Origin of the sequence: Exiguobacterium sp. UBA7533 (genome assembly GCF_002479335.1) — a bacterium.
In the GTDB taxonomy this organism is placed as follows: Bacteria; Bacillota; Bacilli; order Exiguobacteriales; family Exiguobacteriaceae; genus Exiguobacterium_A.
In genome coordinates this window covers 145,891-167,136 of sequence record NZ_DLMP01000018.1, presented here as the reverse complement: position 1 = coordinate 167,136, position 21,246 = coordinate 145,891, and the positions used below count along the sequence as shown (strand labels likewise).

Genomic DNA, 21,246 nt, shown 5'->3' with positions numbered 1-21,246 from the left:
AGAGGAGACGTCAAGTGAATGAAATTTTAAAAGGTATAGTAACATCGGGTACACTCATCGTCGCAATCGGCGCTCAAAATGCGTTCGTCCTTAAACAAGGTTTACTTAAAAACAATATTTTCTGGGTGGCGCTAGTATGTTTTTTATGCGATGTGTTACTGATGTGCACGGGCGTATTAGGGGTCGGTACTGTTATTAAAAACAATACGTTTGCGAATGTTGGTCTTGCGATTGTCGGAGGACTATTTCTGCTATTATACGGATTCAAATCTTTTCGAAGTGCGTTTTCATCGTCAAGTGCAATCGATATTTCAACCGATGTTAAAATCATTCCCATTCATAAAACAATTTTAGTTACATTAGCAATTACACTTTTAAATCCACATGTATACCTAGATACGGTCGTTGTCATCGGTGGTATAGCTGGGACTTTGACATTTGATCAAAAAGTCAATTTCTTAATTGGAGCCTTAGTTGCCTCGTTTGTCTGGTTTTTTGGCTTAGGGTATGGATCGAGATGGCTCATTCCTGTATTTAAACAACCAAAAGCGTGGAAAGTATTAGATTTTGGAATAGGATGCTTAATGTTCTGGCTATCGTATCAATTGATTCAGTTTGCTTTAGAAAAAAGTTAAAAAGATCTTTAAAAGACTAAGGAGCAACTGCAAAATATGAAGGACGATGAGATTTTATATTTAGTTGAGCAGATGTCTGAGGAAAAGTACTTCTATCAGGAAGAATCGAAGTGCTATACGAACGAAGGCTCACCATCAGACACCGCTTATGAAAAAGTTCGTCATTTTAGGGACGCGAATATGCTTCCGAGATTGAACACGTTACTCGACAAAGTGAAACAAGCAGAACAAAAACAACATCTTTATTTTATGATTGGAACGATTGGTGAGAATTCGGGAGATGTTCGTGCAGGGATGTTATTGCTTGAGAAACTGGAGTAAGAAACAAAGCCGAGTCTTCTCGAAAGTATCTTAGAAGAAATAGGAAAACAACGATGCATTCATAATACAGAACGAATCGTAAAATACATAGACGATTCTCGGTCGTCTGTTCGAGAGGCTGCGATTCAAGCATTGCGAGTCTGTCGAGATGAGATAGCAGAGGATGCGCTAATTCGTTTGATTACGACATCAAATAACTCTTTTGATATCATGAGTGCTAATTTTGTTTTAGCCACGATTGGAACAGAGCGAGCCGTTCCTTATTTGACTCCTTTATTGGATCATTCGCGAGGAGATGTGAGACATTCGGCTTTAGTTGCACTAAGTAACCTTGGTGATAAATCACATCTCCCGATTTTTGTGAACGGATTAGAAGATAGATCCGGCAATGTTAAGGAATATGCATTAGTCGCAATCGAGCGACATGGTGATGAAGTAGCGATTGAACCGGTAATCAAACGTTTACAAATATTATTGAAGCGAAAGCGACAGATACAGACAGATGAAGTCATAATCGCTCTTCGATTTTTATATCGATACCAGCATTCCTCTCAGGCGATTCCTAAACTATTTCATTGGATCATTCAAACAAAAAAAGAACTTTTGTTTGACGAAGAATGGCAATGGCTCGAAGACCATTTTACTTTCTACTGATGGGCTCGAGGGTAGGTGGAGATAACGATCAATAAACAAGCCTGACTTCTCACTAGACGTGAAGAAGGTCAGGCTTGTTTATTTTAAGAAAATTAGATGCCCTTTGATTACTCCAGTTCATTCTCCTCAATAATCTTATCCGACAGCTTTAACTGCTTACTCACATCCTTCACTTGATTTCGACAGAACTTCATCTCGACCTTTTTCTCAGTCGATACGTCATAGCAGGTGCCTTCGCCTGATGCTTTCGTCAAATCCGCTTCATAGTAATAGTCTTTATAGCGGAACGAACCATCACGGAAGCCCGTCAGATTCGGTTTGTCGTCGATGAGGGATTGCCCCATCATATAGGACGTTTTGAGGTTTAATAGATCAATGATCGTTGGTGCGATATCGATCTGTCCGCCGTTTTCTTTCATGACCCGACCGGTTTGTTGGTCGGGTTTTTTGATGAAGAGCGGGATGCGGCGCTCGAGTTCGAAAGCTGCAACCGGAGACGAAACATCCGCTTTTTTGCGCATCTCGCTGCCTTCATTGACGAGTCCGCTATCGTGATCGCCATAAAAGATGACGAGGGACTGGTCCCAAAGATTGCGTTGTTTCAACTCATCAATCATCTTTCCGACACCGGTGTCGACGTAATGGACGGTCTGATAATACCGTTTCAACATTGGATCCTCATATCCGGACAGATCAAGCGTCTGATCTTCCTTGTCGATCTCATACGGTGTATGACTCGTCAACGCGACTAAAAACGAGAAGAACGGTTCTTGCAACGTCTCCATGTGATCAATCGATTCGAGGAAGAACTGTTGATCGTTCAGTGCCATGCCGATCTTTTTTTCTTTTGAATAATCCTTTTGGCTGAAGAAGTGCTTAAAACCGATGTTCTTGTAGACATCGTCACGGTTCCAGAAGCCTTTCTCGTAAGCATGCATCGCTGCCGTATCGTATCCATTTTTCTCAAGTAATGCAGGGAGCGGCTCGAATTCATTCGTCGGATATTGCGTATAAACGGAACCTGATTTCAACGGGTAAAGCGATGTGTTCGTGATGAACTCAGCGTCCGAAGTTCGTCCTTCATGTGTCTGGTGGTAAAACGACGAGAAATAGAGCGATTCCTTCTTCAACTGATTCAGGTTCGGCGTCACTTCTTCGCCATTAATGGTCTGGTCGATGACAGAAGCCTGGAACGACTCGAGTTGCACCAAAATGATGTTCGGTGTCTTTTTCGCACCGGTCGGATTCGTCTGCTCCTTTTGGTTGATGCGCTGTTGCTCCTGAGCCGTTAGTCCGTCGCTCGGTCGCCCGGTCACACCTTTGAAAGCGTCCCACCCGTGATAACCCCAAAAGCCGAACAGATAGTAGTCACGCATATCGGAGATCGCTGCGGTCGGTTGACGCTCTTCCGTTAGCGTCCGGTACGTCAGCAGTGAAGCAGACAAAATAATGCCACTGACTGCAAGGAGTCCAGCTGTCCGGCGTCGTGTTTGCGTCGTCGTCACTTCCGGTCGTTTGCGGAAAACGAAGAGCAGTACCATGAAAATCAAACTATCAGCGAACAAGAGGAAGTCTTGCGGTACGATCAAGGCAGTGAAGCCGCTACTGACGTCACTCATCTGCGTCATCTGTGAGAGGAGCGAGACGGAGAGGAAGTCCTCGAAGTAACGGTAGTACCACATGTCGGAAGCCAGCAGAAAACTGTGCGCCAGCAGTAGACCGAGCCAGACCCAGCGGCGTTTATTCCACGGAATCAGTAACGTCCAGCTCGATAGGATCAGCATGCCAGCAAGATTCATCAGTGTTAAATGAAGCGAAAGGTCGGTTTTTGTAAAATAACTAAATAGCATGAACTTCAGCATGCCAAGTAACAGATAAAGGGTGTAGCGAATCGCCATGGTCAGTACTCCTTACGTGTGTCGTCAATCGGTCTTTACCCTAAACGGCAAATCGAGGAACGCATAGATGTGGGAAGTATACAATCTGAAGGTGAAATGGCGATTGTTTCTGAATCAGGCAAAAATAGAACTATTACCAAGACAGGAAGTCATGTTCGCTCGTTTCATGAATTAATCGAGGAATTGGTTTGAATTTCCTCTTGAATTCAAACAATTGACGTTAATTTGCGCGGAAAGCGGGAATAGAAAGCGTGTACGTCCATCGTCCGTCACTGTCTTTTAAAAAAGGAGCGAAGTCATGTCAAACGTGAAACTAGCGGTCATCTATTACAGCGCAACCGGAACGAACCATCAACTTGCCTCATGGGCAAAAGAAGCGGGAGAAGCAGCAGGGGCGGAAGTCCGTCTTGCGAAAATCAAGGAGACAGCCCCAGCAGAAGCGATTGCTTCGAACCCATTGTGGCAAAAGCATGCGGAAGCCACACGTGATATCGAAGAAGCGACACCGGATCTACTCGACTGGGCAGATGCGATTATCTTTAGCGTCCCGACACGTTACGGTCATGTCCCAGGACAATTCCAACAGTTCCTCGACACGACAGGCGGACTGTGGGCACAAGGCAAACTCGTCAATAAAGTCGTCAGTGCGATGTCGTCGGCACAGAATCCGCATGGCGGTCAGGAAGCGACTGTTCTCGCAGTTTATACGACGATGTTCCACTGGGGTGCAATCGTTGCGGCACCAGGTTATTCGGATCCTGTCTTGTTCGCAGCGGGCGGAAATCCATATGGTACATCGGTCACTGTCGACCAAGACGGTAACATGGTTGAATCAGTCGAACCAGCCGTGCGCCATCAAGCGAAACGGACGGTTGAAGTGGCAAGCCGTCTTAACTCATAACATTACCTAATTCAAAAAGCGCCGGAATGCTGATTCGCATTCTGGCGCTTTTTCGTATGCATCATGTGTTTTGTGTTAACGGAAGTTCGACTGTGAACGTCGAGCCTTGTCCTTCGATCGACTCGACATGGATTTCTCCATCATGTCCACGCGCAATTTCGCGACAGATCGAGAGCCCAAGACCAGTACCGCCGATTTGACGGGTGTCCGAATTGTCAACACGATAGAATTTTTGGAACAGGTTACTCATCGCAGAAGCTGGGATCCCGATACCCTCATCTTGAATCGCGACCGTGACCCGTGACGCGTGTCGCGTCAGTTGAACATCGATCGTTCCACCAGCTGGTGAGTATTTGATCGCATTATTGATCAGGTTACTGAATAATTGGCGAATCTTCTTCGCATCCCCTTCGACGATCAATGGTTCGACGTTTCGGAATATTTCAATCGCGTGGGAAGAAGACGACAGACTATGCAACTGCTTCAAATCCCGAATCATCGCGACGATATCGAACGGTGCCATCTCATATTCCTGACGGTTTGCTTCCATCCGTTGCAAGTCGAGGAAGTCATTGATCAACAGCGAGAGACGTTCTGTTTCCGAATGGACCGCTTCGAGATACTTCTTCTGTCGTTTCGGTGGTAGGTCACGCTGAATCATCAGCTCAGTAAAGCCATAGATCGACGAGAGTGGTGTCCGTAGTTCGTGTGAGATCGTCGAGACGAGTTCGTTTTTGATCCGGTCAATCTCGACTTCATTCGTCACGTCACGTAAGACGAGTAGAATCCCGCGGAACTGTCCACCATAATGAATGCTCTCGGAGTACGTCTTGATGAAGCGTCGCTCTTGATCGATCGAGAAGGTGGTTCCTTCACCGATTTCTCGTTTCACGAACGTCTTTTTCAAGTAACGTTCGAATTCCGGTAGTTGGTCGACGCGATGCTTGAGTTGAACGACAGATGGAGTGATGTTCATCAGCCCATTCTCATCGAGACTGTCATCAACCGGATGGTCAAACAGATCGAGCAATGGTCGGTTGATTAACTGAATGTCGCCGTCGGGCTCGATATACACGATCGATTCACGGATCGAGTTCAACAGTCGCGCTGTTTTTTCCCGTTCGCGTTCAATCTCGTCGAACGTCCGCATCCGTAGGAGTGACAACGCTAGCTGACGCGCGAAGGCAGCGAGTTCTTCCTGCTCGTAACGATCAAACCGATCCTGATTACGGGACAAGAAGATATAGGCGATGATCTCATTTTGACTCGGATCAAGAACCGGGGTGACAGCGCGCGCGACTTCATCTTCGAACTGCGTATGCGGTCGTTTGTCTTGTCGCGACTCACGTAATAACGGCTCAATCGTTGGCATCCAATCTTCGACTGTGAGCGGTGTCTGCGGATAAAAGACGATATCGATCACTTTCGTACCATCTTTGAAAATCAAGGCACCTTGCGTCGCATTCGTGATTTCAACCATCTTTTGAATGACGGCAGGATAGGCACTGATGCTATCACGCGACGCAAGTGTCTCCGTCAATTGATTACGTAGCCGTAAATGGGACTCGTTCCGTTGCGTCAATTTCAACGCATCTTCGAGATTAACGTTCGTCGACATCAATTGGTGTTTGTTTTCAATCAAGGCTGTCGCCATCTGATGGAACGATTTACTCAATTCACCGATCTCGTCAGCACGGTTCAGCGGAATCAACGGTAACGTATGCTCACCACTTGCAAGGAGCTTGCTCTCCTTGCTGAGAAGGTGGATTTGTCGCGTCGTCCGTTCGATGAACGGGCGGACGATCAGCAAGATGACGAGGAACAACACGATCAGGTTGACGAGCCAAATCCACTCAGCGTACTTCGTCTGCGTGACAAGCTGTTCTTTTGCACCGAGTTCTTTCGCGCGGAGACTACTCCGGTAGTTCGTGAACGTACTCTCCATCGTGTTGACACTTTTACGCATCGTTTCACTGTTCGAGGCATTCATCTTGAACTTCCGATTCGGGTCCCGAGGTACTTGTGGCATCATCGCTTTTAGACTCGGCATCTGCAGGAAACGCTCGTCAATCGTGCCCGATTGCTTTGCTTGGACGTATTTAATCAAGCTGGGCATGACGAAATTTGTATAAGAATTATAGAGCGACCGGATATCAGACGCATAGATTTGATCCGCTTTATATAAGCGATTCTTTTCAAACCAAGCCGTCTGTTGTTCGAGTGATGCCTTCTTTTCATCAATCACGTCGAGCACGGCGTCATCTCCGAAGACGATATAGCCCCGCATCTCGTATTGAAGGGACTGCCAATCGTCCCAGAGTTTCGTCGCCCGATCTTCGCGCATGCTGATCGCATCGAGCTCTTGTTTGGCATCCATGACTTGGTGGTTCGTATAAAAATAAGCAGCCAAAGAGGAGACGGATAAGGTAATAAGAATGAGATAAAATGACGACATGATCTGTCGACTGATCTTTTGATTGAACCATTTTCGCATATGGATTATGGATGCTCCTTTGTATATGTGAGTCGAGGGTCGATTAGATGTATTACATTGGAATATTTGTTACCGTAATCGTACATTTTTTAGACGGATAAATATAGTCATAATGTATAAAATATCTTCAAAATAAGAGATTCACGTTCACAAGAAAATAAAGAACGACAAAAAAGCAGGACGAGAGCCTAGTCTCATCCTGCTTCGATACCTATTAATGATGTTCAACGACAATCTTTCCAATCGTTTTTCCACTTTCGACGAGACGGTGTGCTTCTTTTAGATTGTCGGCGTTCATGCCGATCAATGTCTGTGTCACCGTCGTCTCGAGCGTATGCTCTTCGATCCATGCTGCGACTTGCGTCAGAATCTCATGTTGGCGAATCATATCATCTGTCGCAAACAGTGGGCGCGTGAACATGAATTCCCAGACGAACGTCGCACTCTTTTGTTGGAGCGCACTTAAATCGAGTTTTTGATTCGTCTCGACGATGCTACAGATTTTCCCTTGCGGTGCGATCACATCGACCATCGTCTCGAAATGTTGGTCCGTCGCATTGAGACAGAAGATATAGTCAACGTATTTGTAACCGAGGGCTTCGAGCTGAGGACGGAATGCGTCGTGGTGATTGATCGTATGATGCGCACCGTGTTCCTTCGCCCAATCAATCGTCTCGTCGCGTGACGCGGTACCGATGACCGTCAATCCAGCGTGATTCGCAAGTTGTGTCGCAATCGAACCGACACCGCCAGCGGCTCCGATGATGAGGATTGTCTTCTTAAGATTCGACTTAGCATCAAACGTCAATCCGAGACGATCGGTCAATGCTTCATAGGCTGTCAGCGTCGTCAACGGGAGAGCAGCCGCTTCACTGAACGTCAACCGTTCCGGTTTTTTAGCGACAATTCGTTCATCGACGAGTTGGAAGTCGCTGTTTGATCCAGGGCGCTGAATTGCACCAGCGTAATACACTTCATCACCGACTTGGAAGAGGGAGGCATCATCGCCGACTTCAACGACGACTCCCGCTGCATCATAACCGATGACCTTCGGGGCGTCTTCGTCTTTCCCGTGGGCACGGACTTTCGTATCGACCGGGTTGACGGAGACAGCTTTGATCTCAACTAAGAGATCGTGTCCTGTTGCTTCTGGTCGTGGTAGTTCCAGATCAATCAGACTATCTTGTTCCGTTAAAGGTAAGTGTCGGTGGAAACCGACAGCGGACATATTCGACATCAACAATCATCCTTTCCAGATAGGAATCGTTTCTCTCCATCTGTTCCACGCCCGCTCGGTCTTAAAACCAGTTGCGAAACTTTGAAAACGGATTCCCCTTCTGTCATCAACGGAAGAATGCTGGATAGATATGGTAGCATATGAGAGTAGCTATCCATTTTCGAGAAGGAGCGATTTTGTATGTATGACGTCATCTCTCTACCGGCAGGAACGACTCAAGTCACGATTGAACGTTACCTCGTTCATGCTCATCCGCACCCCCGTCCGTATCGACCCGCGCGTTTGATTGCCTTACGTCAAAGTGGTGGCGTCATGCATCGACTGTATCGCACGGAGCGGGAAATCGTGCTCTCTCCGCACGAGGCACTCGCCCCACAAGTCCAGCGGCTCTCGTTCTCGCAACAGGAGCGTGTCCTTGCGTATATCGAAGAACGTCGCGCAAGCTTTGGTTTTGATGAAGGGGAGGAATACAAATTTTACTTACTCGAAGTAGCATATGAACTTCGTCACTTACCACGAACGGATCGACCGATTCGGGCACATACGTACTATCAACTGGATGAGCTGTTGTCGGGTCGACCGCTCGTCTTGCGAGCTAGAAGTTAAGAACGCTCCACATGAGATAAAAAAACAGTCCGCCTTTCCTTACGTTCATCGCGAGGAGGGCGGACTGTTTATTAAAGTGCTGGCGTTGGCGTCGGTGTGACACCGGTCTTCGCATAAGTTTGATCGATTGCAGTCCGAATTTCCTTGACGGAGCTACCTTTTTGATAAGCGACGATCGACTGTGCCGCGATATCGAGACACGTACCACACGTAATGCCGTGCGTCGTCCAGGTCGTTGACGTAGCGTTCTGTTCTTCGATGAAGCAGTCATAGTTGCTCGTATGACCCGCAGATTCACCACAACCGCAATAACATGGCATCTTCTTCAATAAATCGGGATGTTTAGCGACGGAGCGATAGATTGTTTGAATCGATTGATCCTGCTCATCGAGAAAAGCAGGTAACGTGTCCGGTCCCGCGGTCTTCTCGAGTTGATCACCAACACCGTGGCTGGCATGATCCGCATGATCTCCGTGATTCGTCTGTTCTGTTTTTGGAGCATCCGTTTGATCAGCTGTTCCGCATGCAGCGAGCAACAGGCTGATACTAAGGGGAAAGGCGTAACGATATAGTCCTGTTTGCATAATGTGCCTCTCTTTCATCGTCTTGCCTTCATTATAAGGAAAGCAAAACGATGAAAGCATGACGATTTGTTGACGCTTACTTGGCGAGTGCTTCCGTGATCGTCTCGATGTTTGCTTGCATCATGCTGTAGTAGGTGTCGCCATCCTTACCCGGTGCACCGAGTGAGTCAGTGAAGAGAGTACCACCGATCGGAACATCAGTCTCCCTTGAGACGGTTTCCATGCTCCGCCGATCGACGCTCGTTTCGACGAACAGAACAGGGATGTCTTGCTCCTTGATCGTATCGACGATCCGGCGGACTTGTGCCGGCGTTCCTTGATTATCTGAGTTGATCTCCCAAATATAATCCGCTTTGACGTCATAGGCAGTTCCGAAGTATTTGAAGGCTCCTTCGCTCGTGACGAGATGACGTTCTGCTTTCGGAATAGCGGCAAACTGCTGTTTCGCTTCCTGATCAAGCGTCTGCAATTTTTTGATATAGGCATCGGCATTTTTTTCGTAGTCGGCTTTGTGCTTCGGATCTTCCTTGATTAATGCCTGCTTGACGTTTTCGACGTAGCGAATCCCATTGCTTATATCGAGCCACGCATGCGGATCAGTCTCCGATTCTTTGCCCTTCGTCGTCAGGTATTTCGGTTCGACGCCTTTGCTTAAACGATAGACTGGCGCGTCAGACGCGTCTTTGCCAGTCGTTGCCCGGAGTTTATCGAACCACGCACCGCCGGCTTCCAGGTTCAACCCGTTGTAGAAGACGACGTCAGCATCTGCCATCGCTTGTACGTCTGCCGGAAGTGGATCATACTCATGCGGATTTGCCCCGATCTTAACCATGCTGTGAACATCAACGTGTTCACGACCAACTTCGCGGGCGAGATCAGCGAGGATTGAATACGTCGCAACGACCTTTAGCTTTCCGTTATCTTCTGCTGGTGTCGAACAAGCAGCAAGCAAGACCGTGCTGAGGAGGACGAACAGAATGAGTTTTAATTTCATACAGTAGACTCCTTTCGTTTCCGGTGACGCATCAGACCGTGACGTGGTGAAAAGATGAAGACGAGTGCGAACAGCGTCGTCGCGACGAGGACGATCGATGCACCGGAAGATAGATTATAGGTGAAGCTGAAATACAGTCCAACGATGGCGGACAGCGTACCGAAGCCTGCTGCTAGGAACAGCATCCGCGAGAGACGGTTCGTCAGTAAATACGCTGTCGCAGCTGGTGTGATCAGCATCGCAACGACGAGGATGATGCCGACCGTCTGAAGGGAAGCGACGGTGACGAGTGTCAGCAATGTCATCAATCCATAGTGAATCCAGCGTGTCGATAGTCCATAGGCTTGCGCCATTGTCGGGTCAAAGGAACTGATCAGCAACTCTTTGTAGAACAAGAAGATTCCCCCGAGGACGATCAATCCGATGATGACGGTCATCCACATATCGCTCGGACGGACCGCGAGGACGTTGCCGAACAAAATGTGATAGAGATCGCTACTGCTGCGCAAGAACGAAATCAAGATGATCCCGAGGGCGAAGGCGGACGTGAAGAGGATGCCGATCGCTGTGTCGTTCTTGATGCGACTGTTTTGGCTGACGAAGCCGATTCCAAGTGCCGTCACGAGACCTGTGACGATGGCACCGATCAAGAAGTTGATCCCGAGTAGATAAGAAATCGCGACACCAGGTAAAACGGCGTGCGAGATTGCATCCCCCATCAACGACATCCCGCGAAGGATGATGAAACAGCCGATCACGCCGCAGATGATGCCGACCATGACGGCGGTGATCATCGCTTTTTGTAAGAACTCATATTGAAGTAATGCCTCGATGAACGTCATCCTTGTCCCTCCTTGCGTCGTTCGAATAGGGGTAAGCCATACGCTGGTTCGAGCCACTCCGGCGTCAAGATATCAGACGGAGGACCGACAGCGATTAGTCGTTTGTTCAACAGCATCAACGTGTCGAAGTAGTCCTCTGCTTTATGCAGATCATGGTGGACGACGACAATCGTCCGCCCTTCGGCTCGGAGTGTCCGTAAGAGTTCGATGATCATCTGCTCACTGGCGACATCGATACCGACGAACGGTTCGTCCAGCAACAGTAGTTCTGCTTCTTGGGCAAGGGCACGCGCCAGAAAGACCCGTTGTTGTTGTCCGCCTGACAGTTCACCGATTTGCCGTTCGGCATGATCGGACATACCGACGCGTTCGAGACATTCCATGGCGAACGCTTTTTGTGCTTTCGATGGTCGTTTGAATAAGCCGAGCTTCGGATAACAGCCCATCAACACGACATCCTGCACACGAACCGGGAAGTCCCAATCAATTGCACTTCGTTGCGGGACGTATGCGACACGTGACCGGACAGCTTCGAGTGGTTGATCGAGTACGCGTAACTGCTCGATCCGAGCGGGAATCAGACCGAGGATGGCTTTTAAGAAAGTGGATTTACCGGCACCATTCGGTCCGATGATACCAATCAGCGAAGCGACCGGAAGACGGACGGATACATCGGCGAGTGCATGTGTATCAAAATAGGAGACCGTGAGTCGGTTAACATCAAGGGCGTACATGAATGCTCACTCCTTTAGTTTTATGGTATAGAGAAGGAAAGTTTCCTTAGGGCAAAAAGTAGATTAAAAATTTTTGATGATTCATTACTAGAGAAAGATTCGGTCTACTAATAATGTTTCCTTAAGGCAAACTTTAAAGCCGTGAGAAACAGTTGTCAACTGTTTTTCGATATCGATCGCGAATCAACTCGTGCTAAGATGAAAAGGCAGAATCGTATGGGGGTGAGGAGATTGCGTCAGACAGCAGAACAACAATGGAAGTGGCTATTGCTCGATGCGCTTGCGAAGGAAAAGCGAGAGCAAGCACAGCAAGTCATCGAAGAAGTCTATCCGTATGACATCGCGCAAGTGTATGAAGAATTAGGAGAAGACGATCAAGCACGACTCCTCGATTATCTCGATCACGAACGATTGGCAGATGTGCTTGAGGAGCTCGAAGGAGAGCAACGTCTTGCCGTCTTGCGTCGTTTAGACGTCGAGCGCGCCGGGCATGTCCTCGATTTAATGGAAAACGATGATGTCGCGGATTTACTGGAGGAACTGGGACCAGAAGAAACTGACCGTTTGCTTGGTAGCATGCGGACAGACGAGGCACTGATCGTCCGCAATCTCTTGACGTATCCACCGGAGACGGCAGGGCGTTTGATGACGAACCGGTTCATCTGGGTGGGAGAGGATTTCACGGTCGGTGAGACGGTCGAGAAGATGCGTGACTACATCGAATACTCGGAGACGATCAATTACGTGTACGTCGTCAATCAACTCAGTGAACTCGTCGGTGTCATCTCATACCGGGACGTCATCTTAGCTGAAAATACGGAACGAATCAGCGATGTCATGGAGACGAAGGTGATTCGGGTCGCAGCAGAGACCGATCAGGAAGAGGTCGCGCAATTGTTCGAACGCTACGATCTCGTTTCGCTACCGGTCGTCGAAGGCGATGTTCTCGTCGGATTGATCACGGTCGATGATGCACTCGATGTCTTACGGGAAGAAGCGAATGAAGACATCGAGAAACTCTCAGCATCCGGTAAATCAATTGATTTCGAGACGAAGCCGTGGATTGCTGCAACCCGGCGCTTGCCATGGCTCGTCTTGTTACTGTTCATCGGGCTCGTCTCCGGATCGATCATCAGTCAGTTCGAAGAGACGCTTTCAAAAGTTGTCGCGCTCGCCTTTTTCATGCCAATGATTGCTGGGATGACCGGAAATACCGGTACCCAATCGCTCGCGGTCGTCGTCCGTGGATTGATCACGCGTGAAGTCGATAAGCGGGTCGCGACGCGATTAATCCTACGAGAACTTTGGGTTGGTTTGATCATTGGTGTCATTTGTGGCGTCTTGATTGCTATCATTGCGTACGTCTGGCAAGGAAGTGCCGTCTTAGGTCTTGTCGTCGGCAGCTCACTCGTCATCACGCTGATTTTTGGAACACTGGCTGGAACGATCATTCCGCTCATCTTACATCGCTTAAAGATCGACCCGGCGATTGCGTCCGGACCGCTAATCACGACGTTGAACGATATCTTGTCGCTCCTCGTCTACTTCGGGATCGCGACCGCGTTCATCAGTCGCTTGATGTAAAAAAAACCGAACCGATTCGCCTTCTCTTCAAGAGAAAGGGAATTGGTTCGGTTTTTTTCATGCATTCTCATGCGTCGTGCGAATCCAGACCGCCAGTGGACCAACGTCGTCAAAGCCTGCTTCGAGCGCCGTGATCAGGTGATCACCGTATTCGTATCCGACGAGCGGTTGACCGGGGAAGTGTGCGGAGCACAAGCGTGCGATATCATCCCATAAGCGTTCATCAAGATAGTCGGAACTAACGTACATCAATCCGGTCGTCGTTTGGTTCGAGTAGGCGATGCAACTTGCCTGTTGTGCTTCGCAATAGAAAAAGCGGACGTCCGGATGTTGCCATAACGATTCCGGTAACTCCGGTGTCGCTTGGATTGCTTGGAAGCGAGTAAACTGCGTGGCATCCGTGACGACAGACCAATTGACGGGAAGAGGGCGACGATCGAGTATGGCGGGACGGGTCATCCATTCCGCTGTGAACAGGTGACTGAGACCAGCGCTTGAGAAATCATAGCTCGCCGTACAGTCCTTGATGCTGTACACGTCTGTCGCATTAATTCGCTGATGAGGAAGGCGAACCATCAGTTCCGGATAATAACTTGGAACGCTTCCTTTAGCGAGCCAGGTCGATTCGGTTTCTGTCACCTGGCATCCGACTTGTTCACAAACAAGGCGACACCAATCGAAATTGTTTTGGATGGCAGATTGACGCATATTTGATTCCCCCTTAATCCTCTTCCGGTTGTTTAATCAAAACGTATGACAAGGTAGCAATTAACGTCAAGAACAACCCGCAGCCGATCGTGATATACGCCATCGTGAAGACCTTACCGAGCGTCGTCGTCGGGATGAATGTCGGATGCCCGACCGTACTCAGTGTCGTGATGCAAAAGTAAAGCGCATCGATGACCGAAAGGTTTTCTTCCGTACTGTAGAAGATCGTCCCAGAGACGAGTGTCAACAAACAAAGAATCAGTAGTCCGCGGAAGTAAGACAAGTGAAAGGCGCGGCGCAATCCCTTGAATAGGCGTGAAAAAATCGTCAGTACAGATATCATCGAATCTCTCCTTTAAGATCGGTGCGTCGAGTCCATCGTATCATGAATGAGATAATCATTCTTTCCGGCATGTTTGACACCATCTATCACCTGATCAACCTGTAAGTTCAAGCGAAGAGGCATTTTTCTTGAATGGAGGAAGAACATCCCATAAGTAAGCGAACGTGAATAAGCTGAGCAGTTAGTGTTGCGGATGTGATGGAGTGCGTAAAAATATATCAATCGACATATAGAACATGATGAAGGTCGGAATCAGATAGACGATCGTAAAAAGAAACAAGGATGGCATGCGTTCCGCTCTTCGAGATGATTTTTAGATAGATAGTCTCAGTATAGTGGGCGCAGATTGCTTAGGCGGATTGAAATTTTAAAAAAGGGGAATCAATCGAGATTCAATGTCAGCCGTCGTATTTTAGCGACACCTTCGAGTCCTGACGGATCATGATGCGTCTTATGGGCGACGAAATGTTCATCGGCTTCCGTCGTCCGGATTCGTAACGGACGTTCGTCACGGTGGACGACCTCGAAGATCACCTCAGCCAGAGCTTCTGCCGATTGGCGGTCGGCATGCCGCGTTCGGTACGTCTGCAAATAAGCCGTGATGATCGGTTTGAAGTCGTCTTCGTGTAAGCCACCCGTCCGTTCAAGTTGATCGAGAACATTTGCGGTAAAGTTCGTCTCGACGGCGGCCGGTTCAATCAGGGTGACGTCGATATTGAAGTACGGTTTATAGTAGGTCGCAAGACTTTCGAACAGCCCTTCGATCGCAAACTTACTGGCACAATACAATTCATTCATCGGTTGACCGACGAGACCACTGACGCTTGAAGTCGCGAGTAAGTGACTACCTTCCGGTGCTTGTTTGAGTAAGGGGAGGCAGGCTTCAATCGTTCGGATGACACCGAAGACATTCGTTTCGAAGAGTTGCTTGATTTCATAACTTGTCGCTTGACCGAGTGCGCGCAGTAAACCATGACCGGCGTTGCAGAATACAACGTCCAGGTGATCGACCTCTTGTTCGATTTTCCGGATGGCTGCCTTCACGCTTGTTTCATCTGTGACATCGAGCGACAAGAAGGTGAGCGTCGGTAACGACACAGTCATCTCACCCGGACTCCGAACACCAGCGTAGACAGACCAGCCGGTTTCCGCAAACCGCTGCGCCGTCGCCAGACCGATACCGGAAGAAGCACCCGTGATCAATATCGTTTGCATATCAATTCCTCCGTTCTGAAAGTAGTTGTCTTCTATTATTTACCCGAATTATCATCGAATTATTTGCAATAAAATTGCATATAGTAATGAAAAAACTTAATATAAAGAAAAAAGGAGGTAGGAATCGATGGGGCAAATCGAACGGCTGCAACAGATGCGGGAATGGATCAAGACGAGTCCTGAAATTTCGCTGGATCAACTGATGCAGGAGTATCAGATTTCACGAGATACCGCACGTCGTGACGTCATCGTCCTCGAACAAGAAGGGGAGATCATTCGTGTTAAGAATGGATTAGTCCGTGCTGGTGGGACGCTTGCATATGAACAGCGGACAGAGAAACCGGAAAAACGGCGGATCGGACAGCGCGCGGCGCGTCACGTCCAAGCGAATGATCGCTTATTGCTCGACGCTGCAACGACGGTATCTGAGATGGCACGGGCACTTCCACCGTATTCACTACAGGTCATCACGAACTCACTCGATATCGCCGATCACGTCGGAGCGCGGAGGGATATTGAGCTGTACGTCACGGGAGGGCGTTTCGACCGGCATGCACGGAGCTTGAGTGGGATCAAGACGGCAGACGACATCCTGAATTATCAAGTCGATTGTGTTTTTCTTGGAGCATGTGGGTTGACGGAAGAAGGACTTTTTGCGGAACAACTCGAAGAAGCGGTCGTAAAGAAAGCGATGATTCGAAGTGCGACCCGTGTCATCGTCCTCGCGGATCATACGAAATTCAATAAGCGCTTTTTGCATAAAGTCTGTGATTGGGGACAAATCGATATGCTCGTCACCGATCAAGTACCAGACGCAACGTGGCAAGAACGATTAGATCATTATCATGTCGATCTCGACGTGACAGAGGAGGAAACAACATGAACCCGATTCAAACGACGCTCGTCGGATTTGGTTTTTCAGCGGTGACGTTTCACGTTCCGTTCTTACAGGCATTACCGGCATTTGAAGTGACGCAAGTCGTCTCGAGTCGACCGGAGCAGGTGGCACAACATTTCAGTGAGGCGACAGTCGTCGCGACACTCGCTGAAGCTTTGCAAGATGAGAATACGGAACTTGTCGTCATCACGACACCAACGGCACTGCATTTCGAAATGGCAAAACAAGCGATCGAAGCAAAAAAGCACGTCTTACTCGAAAAGCCGGCCGTCGTGACGATCGAAGAAGCACTGGCGCTGCAAACGTTAGCAAAACAACACGGGGTTCAAATCGCCGTCTATCAAAACCGTCGCTTTGACGGGGACTTCCTGACACTTGAACAATTGATGGAGATGAACGAAATTGGGGACTGGCAAGTCATTGAGTCACGCTTTGATCGCTATCGCCCGGTTGTTCGGGAGCGCTGGCGGGAACAAGCGGGTGATGGTGCCGGCATCCTGTTTGATCTCGGCTCACACTTACTCGATCAAGCACTTGCCTTGTTTGGAGAACCGGACGCTCTGACGGGCGATGTTTACCTGCAACGTGACGGTGCTGTTGTCGATGACGGTTTCCATGTCACGCTACATTACGGTACGCGGCGTGTCATTCTTCGCTCGGCATCCTTCATCCAAGGACCGACACCGCGTTTTGAGTTCCATGCGACACGCGGCAGTTATATCAAATACGGAATGGATCCACAAGAAGGACGGCTTGCGAAAGATCATGCTGTCGATGGACAGCTCGGCGAAGATGAAGTGGACTCCTATGGCTATCTCCAGATCGCCGATCAGCCAGTCGAGCGCCTCGCGACACTTCCAGGCAGTTATGCGACGTTTTACGAACAGTTGGCGGAAGGACTTCGCGGTGGACGGGTACCTGTCGATTTACGCGACGCTGAAAAAACAATGCGCTTGATTGAAGCAGTGCGCATCAGCAGTGATGAAGGACGACGCCTCTTACGAAAGGAATGGGATGCATGGAAGATTTGAAAGTGCTGCTTGCGGAAGAGGAAGAGCTCGTCCTGACGTCACTGACGAATACGGAAGCGATCGGGATGGGACATGAGTTGATCGGACGGGCGATGAAGAAAAACTTGTCGATTGCCGTTGAAATCAAACGGAATGGGCAGCGTTTATATTACGCGGCGCTCGATGGTACGGCACCGGATCAAGAAGAGTGGATCCGCCGGAAATCGAACGTCGTCTTGCGGCATGGCTATAGCTCGCTGTACATGCGTCGGTATAATGAGAGCAAACATCGTTCGTATCATACGATGTATGCTGTTTCTCCAGCCGATTATGTCGATGCCGGTGGGTCGTTCCCAATCCGGATCGAAGGAGTCGGTGTCGTTGGTACGATCACCGTTTCCGGTTTATCGCAGGAAGCGGATCATCGTCTTGCGACGGAAGCGTTGCGCTTACTTAAGAGACAACAGCTGGAGCAATAAGGTATTTATAAAACACAAGTGTTGATTCTCGTGCAAGACTTCGCTTTCCACGGGCGGAAGGCGAGCCTCCTCGCCGCATTCGCGCCTACGGGGTCTCACCCATTCCGCTTTTCCCGCAGGAGTCTTCGTCTTGCACGTTCATCAACGGATCGTTCGACACGAAAAAACCGAAATGCTGAAGTGAATATACTTCAGCATTTCGGTTTTTTATGTTCTATTTTGATAGATCATGAGAAACAGCAGGACTCACGTTGTTCACGCGACTCCTACAGGAAAAAGCGCAAGATCTTGCGCTGTCAGAGACAAACAAGACCCGTGTCGGCTGTCTGTGACAGTCGAGACTGGCTTGTGTCTCGCCTGAGGAAAGCGCGTGAACGAATCGTGAGGACAATCGTCACGATGCCATCGAATCAGATGAAGCCGATACGTCTTTGCGTGTGTTCCCGCGATAGACGAAGTAAAGCGCAGCTAACATCGCAAGCAAACCGAGCAGACGTTTTCCGTCGAGTGGGACGACGACGCCACCGAACGCACCGATGTGGTCGATGACCATACCTGCTGCGAGTTGACCGATGACGGTCGCGATACTAGCTGCCGTGACACCGATTTGCGGGACAGCAAGAATCGTCAGGAATAGATAACTGACGCCGAACAGGACAGCACTTAGTTGCCAACGAGGTGCTTCGAGCAAAAGCAAGACGTTTCCTTGTCCGAAGAAGAGGATGGCTAAAGCGAGAATCAGCATCCCCGTGAAGAAGGTCAGAAACGTACTTTCAAGGGCACCAGCCTTTTGACTGAAGGCACCATTGATAGACGACTGTGCGCTCAGCATGACGCCACCGAGTAATGTAAAACCGAGTAATAGAATATTCACGAGCGAACCTCCTTAAAAGATAAGAAATAGGGCGACGAGCATCAGAGCAGAAGCCATTAGCTTGTCGCGATTGATCGGACGTTTCGGACTACCAAGCCAACCGTTATGTTCGATGACCATACTAGCGACCATTTGACCGAGAATGACACTGATCATGGCGAGACCGACACCGACGAGCGGGATGCTGATGATCAGGATCGTCAAGTAGATGCTACCGAGTAGACCACCGAGCAAGGTCCATTTCGGTGCGCGGAATGTATAGCCGAGTGAACCCCTTCCGAAGAAGAGGACGATCAATCCGATGATGATCGTACCGGCGAAGAAATTATAAAAGCTACTTTCGAGTTTTCCGACGAAGTTCCCGAGCTCACCATAGATTGCTCCTTCGACACTTAAAGCGATACCCGCAAGTAACGCGAGTGCGTAATACACGATTTTCAACAGAATTCATCCTTTCAAGAATCTAAATATCGAGAAATGTCGATATGTAAGGCGAGGAGAACGGATCAAAGTTCTCCTTTGAGGTACGCTGCAAGCTCCTGGATTTTTTCTTCATTTCGCCGGTAATACGTCCATTTGCCGTGACGTTCGGATTCGAGCAATCCGACTTTTTGCAACATCGTAAGATATTGGGAGACGGTCGATTGAGATAAGTTCGCCTTCTCTTGGATATCTCCGACGCAAATGCCTCCCTTGTCCGACAGATTCGTCGCGAGATGGGCCGTCGGCTTATTGAAATGAGTCTCGGGATCCTTGAGCCAGCGTAAGATATCAAGACGTACCTCGTTCGATAATGCCTTGAATAGATCCACTTGATTTGTCATACGCTTAAACTAATCGATGATTCTCGATATGTCAATCCAAGACACTTAAGGTTGGTCGAATGCATGGTTTAAAAGTCGATGTGTCACTTTGGTTGCCGTATACGGCTCAAAACCGAATCGTTCATAAAACGTACTGGCATCATTCGTATAGAGCCAGAGCTCGGAATACGTCAACAGCGCTTCCGGTATGATTTTCTCAAGCAGTTGCGTACCGACACCGTGATGTCGCATTTCTGGCAAGACATAGACATGACGAATCCGACCGACGTCGTTCGTGCCGGTTTGTTTCATATACCCCCCGCACGCGATGACGTGTCCGGAAAGAGATAAAGCGACAAAAAATGCCTCACCATCCTCTTGGAACGTTTCATTTCGCCGTTCGCGTAGCATCCGTTCAATGAAGGGATAGCCTTCCTGTGTACTCTTTGATAAAATTGGTAGCCAGTTGAAGGCATCAAAATCGTTGACCCGTTCGATTGTCATCTCCATCTGTCATTCCTCCTTCTTCTCTCTTGGATATTCCTTTTTCGGGAGCGGGAAAAACACGAATCGAGAATCAATTCGAGCTTTTTTTAAATAGAGACTGGATTTTTAAAAGCCATTTTGCGTATAATGAGAAGTAATGGATTGAACGCAAATGAAAGGAAGTGGCCGTCACAATGAGCCTCAGCCGTTTAAGTAAAGAAGAGATTACTGATCTTTCGCTGATCGAATTCGTCAATGAAATGTTGCAAGAAGCTGGCGAACAGCCAATCACGTTCGATGACATCACGTCAGAAATCGAAAAGTACCATACGTTTACAGATGAAGAAGACAAGTTCGAGAAACTTGCTCAACTCTATACAGACATGAACATCGATGGAAACTTCGTTAACGTCGGAGCGAACCGTTGGTCACTCCGCGCTTGGTATCCGTTTGATAAGTCGGATGAGGATCTCGTCATCGAAGCGCGTCAACGTGGAGAACTCGATGAGTTTGAAGAAGAGTTCAACTATGATGCAGAAGAAGATGAGTTCGAGACGATCGAAGACGATCTCGATACATTCGCGAAGACAGCAGACTATGATTCAGCTGACGACAGCGAAGACGATGATACGTTCAAAAAAGTCGCAGCCATCGATGATCTCGATGACGATCTCGACGAAGAAGACTTAGAAGACTTCGAAGAAGAAGAGGAAGTCTGAGCACGATCAACCACAACTGTACAGCTGCTATTTCCCTATAGAAATGGCAGTTTTTTCGTTGACGGCTGACGAACGAGCACGAAAATTTTTCTCTGAAAAATTAGGCTTGACGAAGTTTTCCGAATGACGTAAGTTAGTCATGGGCTTCTTTAAGCAACGTGCTTATTTCAGCAAAAGTGTCTCCTATTATGGGGGCACTTTTGCTTTTTTGTTTTTACCACCTCTGT

Annotated in this window: 24 protein-coding genes; 10 read left to right on the top strand and 14 right to left on the bottom strand. The window is 48.5% G+C overall.

Going from position 1 to position 21,246, the window contains the following annotated elements:
• Positions 1 to 14 precede the first annotated feature (14 nt).
• The 3 genes from B2U10_RS15340 (at position 15) to B2U10_RS15330 (ending at position 1,610) form a co-directional block, all read left to right on the top strand.
• Positions 15 to 635, top strand: coding sequence for a LysE/ArgO family amino acid transporter (locus B2U10_RS15340; RefSeq protein WP_290788751.1), 621 nt, complete (start codon positions 15 to 17; stop codon positions 633 to 635).
• Between the two features lie 180 nt (positions 636 to 815).
• On the top strand, positions 816 to 956 hold the full coding sequence (locus B2U10_RS15335) for a hypothetical protein (protein WP_290788748.1): 141 nt from the start codon (positions 816 to 818) through the stop codon (positions 954 to 956).
• Between the two features lie 27 nt (positions 957 to 983).
• Positions 984 to 1,610, top strand: a complete 627-nt coding sequence (locus B2U10_RS15330) for a HEAT repeat domain-containing protein (RefSeq protein ID WP_349680044.1) — start codon at positions 984 to 986, stop codon at positions 1,608 to 1,610.
• A gap of 107 nt (positions 1,611 to 1,717) precedes the next feature.
• On the opposite strand, the gene B2U10_RS15325 is transcribed toward B2U10_RS15330, so the two are convergent.
• Positions 1,718 to 3,508, bottom strand: coding sequence for an LTA synthase family protein (locus B2U10_RS15325; RefSeq protein ID WP_290788742.1), 1,791 nt, complete (start codon positions 3,506 to 3,508; stop codon positions 1,718 to 1,720).
• Positions 3,509 to 3,806: 298 nt separating this feature from the next.
• On the opposite strand from B2U10_RS15325, the gene wrbA reads away from it, so the two are divergent.
• Entirely contained in the window at positions 3,807 to 4,409 is a 603-nt protein-coding gene (gene wrbA, locus B2U10_RS15320) for an NAD(P)H:quinone oxidoreductase (protein ID WP_035410786.1), read from the top strand.
• 61 nt (positions 4,410 to 4,470) lie between these two features.
• Here wrbA and B2U10_RS15315 read toward each other — a convergent pair whose 3' ends face one another.
• Together B2U10_RS15315 and B2U10_RS15310 are read right to left on the bottom strand one after the other, a co-directional pair.
• Positions 4,471 to 6,903, bottom strand: a complete 2,433-nt coding sequence (locus B2U10_RS15315) for a HAMP domain-containing sensor histidine kinase (RefSeq protein WP_290788739.1) — start codon at positions 6,901 to 6,903, stop codon at positions 4,471 to 4,473.
• 214 nt (positions 6,904 to 7,117) lie between these two features.
• Positions 7,118 to 8,131 (bottom strand): zinc-binding alcohol dehydrogenase family protein, encoded by a 1,014-nt coding sequence (locus tag B2U10_RS15310; RefSeq protein WP_290788789.1) that lies wholly within the window; start codon positions 8,129 to 8,131, stop codon positions 7,118 to 7,120.
• 189 nt (positions 8,132 to 8,320) lie between these two features.
• On the opposite strand from B2U10_RS15310, the gene B2U10_RS15305 reads away from it, so the two are divergent.
• A complete protein-coding gene (locus B2U10_RS15305; RefSeq protein ID WP_035410778.1) occupies positions 8,321 to 8,746 on the top strand; it encodes a hypothetical protein in 426 nt (141 codons plus the stop codon).
• A gap of 71 nt (positions 8,747 to 8,817) precedes the next feature.
• On the opposite strand, the gene B2U10_RS15300 is transcribed toward B2U10_RS15305, so the two are convergent.
• From B2U10_RS15300 to B2U10_RS15285, 4 genes are all read right to left on the bottom strand, one after another.
• Complete coding sequence (locus B2U10_RS15300; protein ID WP_290788736.1) at positions 8,818 to 9,330, bottom strand: PCYCGC motif-containing (lipo)protein; 513 nt, start codon at positions 9,328 to 9,330, stop codon at positions 8,818 to 8,820.
• Between the two features lie 76 nt (positions 9,331 to 9,406).
• Positions 9,407 to 10,324, bottom strand: coding sequence for a metal ABC transporter substrate-binding protein (locus tag B2U10_RS15295; protein ID WP_290788734.1), 918 nt, complete (start codon positions 10,322 to 10,324; stop codon positions 9,407 to 9,409).
• Positions 10,321 to 11,166 (bottom strand): metal ABC transporter permease, encoded by an 846-nt coding sequence (locus B2U10_RS15290; RefSeq protein ID WP_290788732.1) that lies wholly within the window; start codon positions 11,164 to 11,166, stop codon positions 10,321 to 10,323. Before B2U10_RS15290 ends, B2U10_RS15295 begins: the two co-directional genes overlap by 4 nt.
• Entirely contained in the window at positions 11,163 to 11,900 is a 738-nt protein-coding gene (locus B2U10_RS15285; RefSeq protein WP_290753078.1) for a metal ABC transporter ATP-binding protein, read from the bottom strand. The genes B2U10_RS15290 and B2U10_RS15285 overlap by 4 nt, the downstream gene beginning before the upstream one ends.
• Before the next feature lie 231 nt (positions 11,901 to 12,131).
• Between B2U10_RS15285 and mgtE the strand changes: the two genes are divergently transcribed.
• Positions 12,132 to 13,484, top strand: a complete 1,353-nt coding sequence (gene mgtE, locus B2U10_RS15280; protein WP_035410763.1) for a magnesium transporter — start codon at positions 12,132 to 12,134, stop codon at positions 13,482 to 13,484.
• A gap of 57 nt (positions 13,485 to 13,541) precedes the next feature.
• Here mgtE and B2U10_RS15275 read toward each other — a convergent pair whose 3' ends face one another.
• From B2U10_RS15275 to B2U10_RS15265, 3 genes are all read right to left on the bottom strand, one after another.
• Complete coding sequence (locus B2U10_RS15275; protein WP_290753072.1) at positions 13,542 to 14,192, bottom strand: hypothetical protein; 651 nt, start codon at positions 14,190 to 14,192, stop codon at positions 13,542 to 13,544.
• Positions 14,193 to 14,205: 13 nt separating this feature from the next.
• Positions 14,206 to 14,535, bottom strand: a complete 330-nt coding sequence (locus B2U10_RS15270) for a potassium channel family protein (RefSeq protein WP_035410757.1) — start codon at positions 14,533 to 14,535, stop codon at positions 14,206 to 14,208.
• Positions 14,536 to 14,916: 381 nt separating this feature from the next.
• Positions 14,917 to 15,750: an SDR family oxidoreductase gene (locus B2U10_RS15265; RefSeq protein WP_290753067.1), complete on the bottom strand. Its 834-nt coding sequence runs from the start codon at positions 15,748 to 15,750 to the stop codon at positions 14,917 to 14,919.
• A gap of 127 nt (positions 15,751 to 15,877) precedes the next feature.
• Between B2U10_RS15265 and B2U10_RS15260 the strand changes: the two genes are divergently transcribed.
• From B2U10_RS15260 to B2U10_RS15250, 3 genes are read left to right on the top strand one after another with little or no spacing between them, the layout of a single operon-like run.
• The gene (locus B2U10_RS15260; protein WP_290753064.1) at positions 15,878 to 16,633 is read left to right on the top strand and encodes a DeoR/GlpR family DNA-binding transcription regulator; all 756 of its coding nucleotides are present in this window, start codon (positions 15,878 to 15,880) and stop codon (positions 16,631 to 16,633) included.
• Positions 16,630 to 17,679 carry a Gfo/Idh/MocA family oxidoreductase gene (locus tag B2U10_RS15255; protein ID WP_290788729.1) on the top strand — a complete coding sequence of 350 codons (1,050 nt, stop codon included), beginning with the start codon at positions 16,630 to 16,632 and terminating at the stop codon, positions 17,677 to 17,679. Before B2U10_RS15260 ends, B2U10_RS15255 begins: the two co-directional genes overlap by 4 nt.
• Positions 17,667 to 18,137 (top strand): heme-degrading domain-containing protein, encoded by a 471-nt coding sequence (locus B2U10_RS15250; RefSeq protein ID WP_290788727.1) that lies wholly within the window; start codon positions 17,667 to 17,669, stop codon positions 18,135 to 18,137. The genes B2U10_RS15255 and B2U10_RS15250 overlap by 13 nt, the downstream gene beginning before the upstream one ends.
• Positions 18,138 to 18,531: 394 nt before the next feature.
• On the opposite strand, the gene B2U10_RS15245 is transcribed toward B2U10_RS15250, so the two are convergent.
• From B2U10_RS15245 to B2U10_RS15230, 4 genes are all read right to left on the bottom strand, one after another.
• Complete coding sequence (locus tag B2U10_RS15245) at positions 18,532 to 19,011, bottom strand: DMT family transporter (RefSeq protein ID WP_035395771.1); 480 nt, start codon at positions 19,009 to 19,011, stop codon at positions 18,532 to 18,534.
• 12 nt (positions 19,012 to 19,023) lie between these two features.
• Positions 19,024 to 19,452: a DMT family transporter gene (locus B2U10_RS15240; RefSeq protein WP_035410744.1), complete on the bottom strand. Its 429-nt coding sequence runs from the start codon at positions 19,450 to 19,452 to the stop codon at positions 19,024 to 19,026.
• 65 nt (positions 19,453 to 19,517) lie between these two features.
• Complete coding sequence (locus B2U10_RS15235) at positions 19,518 to 19,835, bottom strand: ArsR/SmtB family transcription factor (protein WP_035410742.1); 318 nt, start codon at positions 19,833 to 19,835, stop codon at positions 19,518 to 19,520.
• 45 nt (positions 19,836 to 19,880) lie between these two features.
• Positions 19,881 to 20,324, bottom strand: coding sequence for a GNAT family N-acetyltransferase (locus B2U10_RS15230; protein WP_290788721.1), 444 nt, complete (start codon positions 20,322 to 20,324; stop codon positions 19,881 to 19,883).
• A 170-nt stretch (positions 20,325 to 20,494) separates the two neighbouring features.
• Here B2U10_RS15230 and rpoE point away from each other — a divergent pair, with 170 nt between their 5' ends.
• Positions 20,495 to 21,019, top strand: coding sequence for a DNA-directed RNA polymerase subunit delta (gene rpoE, locus B2U10_RS15225; protein ID WP_023469562.1), 525 nt, complete (start codon positions 20,495 to 20,497; stop codon positions 21,017 to 21,019).
• Positions 21,020 to 21,246: the final 227 nt, after the last annotated feature.

Bases quoted from the DNA above. Each gene is read 5' to 3' on its own strand.
- B2U10_RS15335 (WP_290788748.1), top strand. From the start codon at position 816: ATGCTTCCGAGATTGAACACGTTACTCGACAAAGTGAAACAAGCAGAA.
- B2U10_RS15325 (WP_290788742.1), bottom strand. From the start codon at position 3,508: ATGGCGATTCGCTACACCCTTTATCTGTTACTTGGCATGCTGAAGTTC.
- wrbA (WP_035410786.1), top strand. From the start codon at position 3,807: ATGTCAAACGTGAAACTAGCGGTCATCTATTACAGCGCAACCGGAACG.
- B2U10_RS15315 (WP_290788739.1), bottom strand. From the start codon at position 6,903: ATGCGAAAATGGTTCAATCAAAAGATCAGTCGACAGATCATGTCGTCA.
- B2U10_RS15310 (WP_290788789.1), bottom strand. From the start codon at position 8,131: ATGTCCGCTGTCGGTTTCCACCGACACTTACCTTTAACGGAACAAGAT.
- B2U10_RS15305 (WP_035410778.1), top strand. From the start codon at position 8,321: ATGTATGACGTCATCTCTCTACCGGCAGGAACGACTCAAGTCACGATT.
- B2U10_RS15300 (WP_290788736.1), bottom strand. From the start codon at position 9,330: ATGCAAACAGGACTATATCGTTACGCCTTTCCCCTTAGTATCAGCCTG.
- B2U10_RS15295 (WP_290788734.1), bottom strand. From the start codon at position 10,324: ATGAAATTAAAACTCATTCTGTTCGTCCTCCTCAGCACGGTCTTGCTT.
- B2U10_RS15290 (WP_290788732.1), bottom strand. From the start codon at position 11,166: ATGACGTTCATCGAGGCATTACTTCAATATGAGTTCTTACAAAAAGCG.
- B2U10_RS15285 (WP_290753078.1), bottom strand. From the start codon at position 11,900: ATGTACGCCCTTGATGTTAACCGACTCACGGTCTCCTATTTTGATACA.
- B2U10_RS15275 (WP_290753072.1), bottom strand. From the start codon at position 14,192: ATGCGTCAATCTGCCATCCAAAACAATTTCGATTGGTGTCGCCTTGTT.
- B2U10_RS15270 (WP_035410757.1), bottom strand. From the start codon at position 14,535: ATGATATCTGTACTGACGATTTTTTCACGCCTATTCAAGGGATTGCGC.
- B2U10_RS15265 (WP_290753067.1), bottom strand. From the start codon at position 15,750: ATGCAAACGATATTGATCACGGGTGCTTCTTCCGGTATCGGTCTGGCG.
- B2U10_RS15260 (WP_290753064.1), top strand. From the start codon at position 15,878: ATGGGGCAAATCGAACGGCTGCAACAGATGCGGGAATGGATCAAGACG.
- B2U10_RS15255 (WP_290788729.1), top strand. From the start codon at position 16,630: ATGAACCCGATTCAAACGACGCTCGTCGGATTTGGTTTTTCAGCGGTG.
- B2U10_RS15250 (WP_290788727.1), top strand. From the start codon at position 17,667: ATGGAAGATTTGAAAGTGCTGCTTGCGGAAGAGGAAGAGCTCGTCCTG.
- B2U10_RS15235 (WP_035410742.1), bottom strand. From the start codon at position 19,835: ATGACAAATCAAGTGGATCTATTCAAGGCATTATCGAACGAGGTACGT.
- B2U10_RS15230 (WP_290788721.1), bottom strand. From the start codon at position 20,324: ATGGAGATGACAATCGAACGGGTCAACGATTTTGATGCCTTCAACTGG.
- rpoE (WP_023469562.1), top strand. From the start codon at position 20,495: ATGAGCCTCAGCCGTTTAAGTAAAGAAGAGATTACTGATCTTTCGCTG.